This window comes from Paenibacillus sp. NRS-1781 (assembly GCF_050467745.1).
GTDB classification, from domain to species: Bacteria; Bacillota; Bacilli; order Paenibacillales; family Paenibacillaceae; genus Paenibacillus; species Paenibacillus terrae_A.
Genome location: NZ_JBITPI010000071.1, coordinates 1 through 6,694, shown reverse-complemented (window position 1 = coordinate 6,694; position 6,694 = coordinate 1). Strand labels below are relative to the sequence as shown.

At 41.1% G+C, this 6,694-nt stretch carries 6 protein-coding genes; 5 read left to right on the top strand and 1 reads right to left on the bottom strand.

Annotated elements, in window-relative coordinates; all coding sequences use genetic code 11:
* The first annotated feature begins 318 nt into the window (after positions 1-318).
* From ACIFO6_RS22560 to ACIFO6_RS22540, 5 genes are all read left to right on the top strand, one after another.
* The gene (locus ACIFO6_RS22560) at positions 319-648 is read left to right on the top strand and encodes a hypothetical protein (protein ID WP_430044099.1); all 330 of its coding nucleotides are present in this window, start codon (positions 319-321) and stop codon (positions 646-648) included.
* Between the two features lie 652 nt (positions 649-1,300).
* Positions 1,301-4,312, top strand: coding sequence for a contractile injection system protein, VgrG/Pvc8 family (locus ACIFO6_RS22555; RefSeq protein WP_430044096.1), 3,012 nt, complete (start codon positions 1,301-1,303; stop codon positions 4,310-4,312).
* 27 nt (positions 4,313-4,339) lie between these two features.
* On the top strand, positions 4,340-4,726 hold the full coding sequence (locus ACIFO6_RS22550) for a DUF6960 family protein (protein ID WP_430044094.1): 387 nt from the start codon (positions 4,340-4,342) through the stop codon (positions 4,724-4,726).
* Positions 4,723-5,262: an RNA 2'-phosphotransferase gene (locus ACIFO6_RS22545; protein WP_430044092.1), complete on the top strand. Its 540-nt coding sequence runs from the start codon at positions 4,723-4,725 to the stop codon at positions 5,260-5,262. The genes ACIFO6_RS22550 and ACIFO6_RS22545 overlap by 4 nt, the downstream gene beginning before the upstream one ends.
* A 220-nt stretch (positions 5,263-5,482) precedes the next feature.
* Positions 5,483-5,770 carry a hypothetical protein gene (locus ACIFO6_RS22540; RefSeq protein ID WP_430044089.1) on the top strand — a complete coding sequence of 96 codons (288 nt, stop codon included), beginning with the start codon at positions 5,483-5,485 and terminating at the stop codon, positions 5,768-5,770.
* A gap of 29 nt (positions 5,771-5,799) precedes the next feature.
* Here the strand turns inward: ACIFO6_RS22540 and ACIFO6_RS22535 are convergent.
* Positions 5,800-6,694 (bottom strand): recombinase family protein (locus ACIFO6_RS22535; RefSeq protein ID WP_430044087.1); only part of this gene is annotated, 895 nt, incomplete at its 5' end.

Here is a 6,694-nt window from a genome sequence, read left to right as displayed (position 1 = left end):
GCACTCCACATGTGTCGAGACGGTGGAAAGGATATACTCCCTCTTACCACCTATTATATGCTTTTTTCTACTCTACATTTCCCTCCCATATCACCTGCTTCCAAAAATACACATTGTAAATACCGCTTCCAATGGATCATTCTGTAAAGTTAATCTCTCTTTTAACCGATAAATACATATGCTGGATTTGAACTATGAGAGTAATGGTTTTAAGGAGGTGTTAATAGATGATAAAAATATGTAATTATTAGAAAAGTACGGATATATACATACGGGACTCACTATTAACGTAAACATAACCAGAAAGGAAGTTTTCATGTGATTGTTTGGAAGGGTTTTGGTATTTTAAATATTGTTATTCCAGGGATTTTATTTGTTATTGTCGGGAGCTTAGTATCCGCTCTAGGACTTGACTCAATAGATTCCCGGCTGCCGATGGCTTTTGTATTCATTGTGTCTGGAGTTATTATCTGGTATCTGGGGAAAGCACTCAACGCCGACTCGGACAAAGTGCTAGTTGATATGGAAACGGGGCAACGCTATCAAATGGGAAACCAGCACAGTCTGTTTTTTATCCCTATGCATTATTGGGGCCCTGCCGGTCTAGTGATAGGATTTATTTTAATAGTTGCAACGATAGTTACATAACGTTGATTGCAAAACATGAGCAATTCCTTGATCAAGGTGTGCCTGTAAAGTAATATAAAGTGTACGTTTCCTGATTCTTTCGATGCATAATCTATATAAAAGACCACAAAGCGAGCCAGTGCTCCTATTGTGGTCTTTATTTCCTTTTGTGCCTGTCGCGGCGGCAGGTGAAATAGACCTCTTTTTCAAGGGACCTAAATGCACTGTTACGTCAATTATTTTTCATTTCTAACAAGTAGTGAACAGCACTCCATATGTTTCGAGGTGATGGAAAGGATATGCTCCCTCTCACCTTCTAATTTATAAGCTTTTATATACTATAAACCTCTTCCCATACCTCTCCCTTCCAGTATTACACATAGTAAATACCCCAACGAATGGGTCATTCTGTAAACTAAATCTCTCTTTCAACCGATATATACATATGCTGGACTGTTATTTAAATATCTCCTCTTGCCCTTTTGTACCTTGAATGAATGCTTACTTGGGACAACTGTATCCGATTAAGAATGTTTTTGTACCCAACAAACTCAGTGATACATATGGGTCTTGAGCCAAAGCACCCATCCGTATTCAATAACCAGAACCGAATTAACGATGACGTATTTACTTGAAATCAGCCATCACATCTGGAAAGGAGACATGAACTCAATTGAGCTTACTATCAGATGGAATCGGGTATGAAAGCCTACGCTTTTATGGTCCCTTTCAGCCACAACATATTGAACAACTTCAAATAACACGTACCATTAATGATCATACCTTTTTACATATCCGTGGTATACTCTCCGAGGAACAGGGAGCCGCATGCATCGGACAAAATATGGAGCAAGAGCCGATTGTGATTCGTCAGTTGGATGATCAAGGACAATCGCTGAGAAGACTGTTCCACGGGATTGTTACGCAAATGTCTGTGAATTGTACGCGGGGAGTATATACCTTTGAACTGAAGGCTGCTTCGCATTCCTATCAAATGGATATCAAGCTAAAAAAACGTTCCTATCAAGATATTCACCGCACTTATGATGATCTGGTCACCTCGATGGTTCGTAAATATGAGTATGGAGACGCCATTGATACCGTAACTAATTATGCCAAACTGGATACTTTTGTTTTACAATATGAAGAGACAGATTGGGCATTTTTAAAGCGTCTTGCCTCCCGCTTTGGTTCCGTACTTGTGCCAGAAGTGACCGCAGCCTCACCCAAAGTTTTCTTCGGGATGCCAGAAGGCAAGCAGCATAAAGTGGAACGGGATGTGTTTTACAGGGTACGAAAAACGTTTCATGAGCTGGATGCGAAAAAGCCCGGAGAACAACGTGCTGGCTCGTATGTCACCTATACGATTGAAAGTCTGCAATATTATGCGCTGGGTGACCTCATCACGTTACCCATTGGACAAGGCAAAGAACTGGTCGTGGTTCGGGCAGTGACACGGTTAGAGGATGGCTTACTGCGTACCCGTTATGATCTCCAAGCGGAACAGAATATTCGCTATGCCCGGTATGAAAACGGTCAGGCCACCGGGATTTCGCTGACAGGAACGGTGCTCAAGGTACAGCAGGATTTCGTACAGCTTCAACTGGACATCGACCCGAAGCAAGATCCTGCCAAAGCCTGCTGGTTTCCCGTGGCGACAAGATATGTAGCCGAAGAACACAGTGGATGGTACGATATGCCTGAAATCGGGGAACAAGTAGAACTGTATCTGCCTACACACCGCGAACAGGATGCCTATGTGACGGATTCACTTCGACAACAACGCCACACAAATGGACAGCCGAATGTGAAGGCATGGCAACATGTGCAAGGTAGCGGCGTAGAAATGTCTGAGCAAGAACTGACCCTGTCCACCTCCGATGGATTTTCCATTACACTGCACGAGGATACTGGCATCACCATCAACAGTCCGGGGGATGTACAGATTCAGGGTGGTCATGTGAAGCTCGATGCAGGTAAGGAACTGTCGCTTGAAGCTGGAACGGCGCTGTATCTCAAAGGTGGAGAAAGTAGCATGGTGCTGGATGGTGAGACGGATACCAAAGCTCCAGTGATTTATCAGGAAGGTACGGTGAAAGCTCCCGTTTTCGTGACTGACCTTCCTCCTGTGCCTGAACCTCCATTGATGAGCATCAAAGCATATGAAGCAGCTCAATCAGCAGCTAAGAGCAGCCAAGTCCCTACTCCTAAAGCAAAAGTTACGACTCCAGCAGCGCTTCAACAGGCCAATGCTTTGATGGGGACGATATCCAAACTGTTAGGCTCCATTCCAGCAGTGGGGAACGTAGCCAATGTGATGTTGAATACGGTGGGTGGGCCAGCAGGTAAAGTGGCGGCAACGGTGTTACAAGCAACTGGAGCCATCCCTATTCGTAGTAAAGGAACGCCCACGGTTGGAGGCAGTAAAGAAACGGGGTTGCACCCGCTCAAACACTTGGCTGGTTTAGCCATGCAGGGGTTGATTAGTGAGTATGAGCATGAGCAAGCGAGACAAGCCTACTATAGCAAGTGGATTTTAGGAAAAGCATATACAAGTGCGCGTCATATAGCTAATTCTGGTGGCCCATTAGAGCTGGTGCAGAACCTACTGAAAGAATCAAATGCCAAAGCTCACGCCCAACAACAAGTTCCTAAAAGTGTTCGGGATAAAATGCTCAGGGACTATAGAGAAAAAGAAGAAGCTAGAGCCAAAGCTGCCCATAAAGCAGAAAAAGAAAACTCTCCTCCTAAGATCAGTGATGAAGAGTATGAGAAAATTTATAGAGATCATCTCCATTGGGCTGCATATGAAAATTACAGACCTGAAATCCCGCCAGGAAGCTACCGTGCTGAGGACGGGGTAGTTCGTAAAGCGAATGGAGATCCAGATTTTAAATACTACGATGACTGGAAACAAAATTATCCCGGTGACTTCTTGATTCTATCCAATCAAGAGGGAATTAAACCAGAGGAACAACGGTGGATGAGCTATGCAAATATAACAAGAGAGCCGTTGGCACTTGATGGTCGTGGTGGTGAAGGCAGAGCTCTCAAAAATGAATTCTCCAGAATGGGAAAAGAAGGAGCATCTGAGAGCGCTAGGCTTGCAAGAGAAAATGTGAGGAGAATTCAACAGCGAATAGATCAGAAGAGCATCACCACAAAAAATTCTGCTGAACCTTTTAAGAATGCACCAGAAATTACGCCTTCAAAACCGATTAAACCAAAGGAACAGGCCCTTGAAACTGAGGGGGTAAAGACTTTTACTGTCGACCCCGCAATGCAATCTGCTGACAAAGCAGCAGGTGTATTAAAAAATGGAAGCTACATTAAAAATCCTACTGCACAGAATATTAACGATATAATTACTAATAGCGGAAAAATAGGTAGCAAGCAAATGTCAGGACAATATATGTATGTTGTTGATACAAAAGGAAAAATAGTCATCGGAACAAGGGCAGGCCAAAAAATGCCCCATCCTACTTTGATTGGCGGAGAAAATCCACAAATTAAAGCTGCTGGCATTGTTGAAATTAGAGGTGGACAGATATACAAGGTGGATAATGGTAGTGGACATTTTAAACCAAGTAATGAGTCATTAAAAGCAGCGGAGGATGCATTCGGACAATTACCTTCTTCTTCATTTAGTTCCAAGTTTCAAGGTTATATCCCATACGATAAATAATCAAGAAAGTATATGAGGTGATTAAAAGTGTTAAAAGGATTATGGGGACTCTATCCATGGTTTGAAGAAGATGGTCAACATTTAGTTGAACCATCACAAAAAAATGATTTTAGTCATTTGAATCCTTATGGAAAGGTATTCCAATGTGTCGATGAGGACACAAACTATATATCCATTAAGTATAACAACCAAATATTTAAAGTTATACCTACACTTTTTAAAGAAGTTCCTCCCCCTATCTATACAATTGGTGAAAGGGTTCAACTCGTTAAAAAGCCTGAAATTGATGGAGAAATATGTGATATTCAATGGCATCATTCGTTAAAAAAGGAAATGTATTTCATAAAAGTGGAAGGTAGAAAGAAGTCTTCTCGTTACTTTAGTGAGGATTTAACTAGCAAGGAGGACAAATGAATTATAAAGAGTTAAGCAAAGAGGTTTCCTACATTTTGAGACATGCTCCATGGGAATACGAACTAGAAATAGTTGAGCAGGGTTGGGTATCAGTAAGCGAATTAATAGAATCTTTGAGTAAACAAGCAATATGGCATGATATATGTGAGAATGATTTGAAACAAATGATTGATTTGTCAGAAAAAAAGCGGCATGAAATGAGCAACGGTATGATCAGGGCAATGTACGGTCATTCATTATCTAAAAAAATAGTTAAGGAACCATGTAAACCACCTAAGTATCTTTTTCATGGAACATCGAATGCTTTGTTAAATGAAATCAAGAAACAGGGGCTTTTGCCAATGGGAAGACAATATGTACATTTATCTGATGACATTAATACTGCTATGGTTGTTGGAAAAAGAAAAAGTACTCATCCTAAAATTTTAAAAGTTTATGCTGATAAAGCTTGGAATGAAGGGCTCACTTTTTATCATGGTAATGATAAAGTATGGTTATCGAATGCTATCCCATCTCAATATATAGATCTTATCTAAAAACGTTGAATTGAACTTACAACTTAAGGTTAAGATCGTAAAATACAACAAGCTAGACATAAAACAACTTCATAAAAATTCAACACTTTTCAAAGGCTTATTCCTACTGAACCATTAGTTAGGAATGAGCTTTTTCCCACTACTCAAAAACAATGACTTGCCATCCCTCCCCATCAGAGTTAACATACACACACTCAAACAACGGGAGGGAAAATGTACTATGTCAAATTGGCCAGATTGGTTTCTCGAAGCATTACGCCAACGTTTTTATCAGTTGGAATTAGCCAGTGAACAACAGGCTTCATGTTCATCAGAAGATGTGCATCTATTCACTCAAATGGATCAATTCAAAACCAACCAAAACGAGGATATCCAACATCTACTATCCGAATGGGAAGAAGCCATAGGCTATCAGCTAAGTCAGGACAAACAATTCATGTATAGGGAAGGAGTAAAAGACGGGATTCGATTGATTCTTCCCGTCATGCACTCCACAAATATTCTCTAGCCTATTGATCGTTTCAGCCTATGATTTCGTTAGTCCAATATTTCATCTATGCTCATTCCACTTTTCAAGGTAAAAACAAAATGCGCTGGTGAGAGAATGGTTATCTTCTCCACCAACGCATTAAATAGGTTATCATCAAATTGTTCCAGTATATCCTGCTGTGTGCTTAGTACTTGAATGATTTCATCGACACGTTCCTTGATTTTCGCTTGCTGCTCATGCTCCTGCTCCAGTGTCAGCTTCTGTTGTCGTAGCTCGTTGAGTTCATTGGAAAGTCTGTTTGTTTCTTCTTCATATACAATCTCATCAATCTGATTCCGTAGCTTAAGATTCACTAATTCCTTCAAGTCCGATTTCAATTGTTGCATCTGCCCTTCGATATCCAATAGCTGTTCTTGCTCTACTCTGCTGGAAAGCACCGATTCAATATTGGCTTTCAACGTCTTCATGAATCCTTTCTTATTCTTATACATCCGATTGAACACTCGTACAAAGGCGGAATGTAAAACTTGTTCATCGACTGATTTGGCATCACATGCTGCTTTGCCTTCATTGACATACGTTTTGCATTGCCATACGACCTTCTTGGATGGATTATTGCTATTCCAGGTTCGGCGCTTAAAAATGGCCCCACAACATCCGCAATATACTTTACTGCTCAGTGCGTATTTACTGGAGTATCTTTTACTCTCCCCCATCACACTCCCTTTCAGCTTGGCGCGTCGTTCCTTTTCCTTTTGCACCGCTTCAAATAGTTCCTTGGATACAATCGGTTCATGATTGTCCTCAATTAAATATTGCTGCTCCTGTCCTTTATTCCTTATTCGTTTGTGGGTTAGAAAATCTACCGTTACTGTCTTTTGCTGAAGCAAAGCTCCGTAATATTTCTCATTGGTCAGAATTAAGGTAATGGAGGAATCCCAC

Bases quoted from the DNA above. Each gene is read 5' to 3' on its own strand.
- ACIFO6_RS22540 (WP_430044089.1), top strand. From the start codon at position 5,483: ATGTCAAATTGGCCAGATTGGTTTCTCGAAGCATTACGCCAACGTTTT.
- ACIFO6_RS22545 (WP_430044092.1), top strand. From the start codon at position 4,723: ATGAATTATAAAGAGTTAAGCAAAGAGGTTTCCTACATTTTGAGACAT.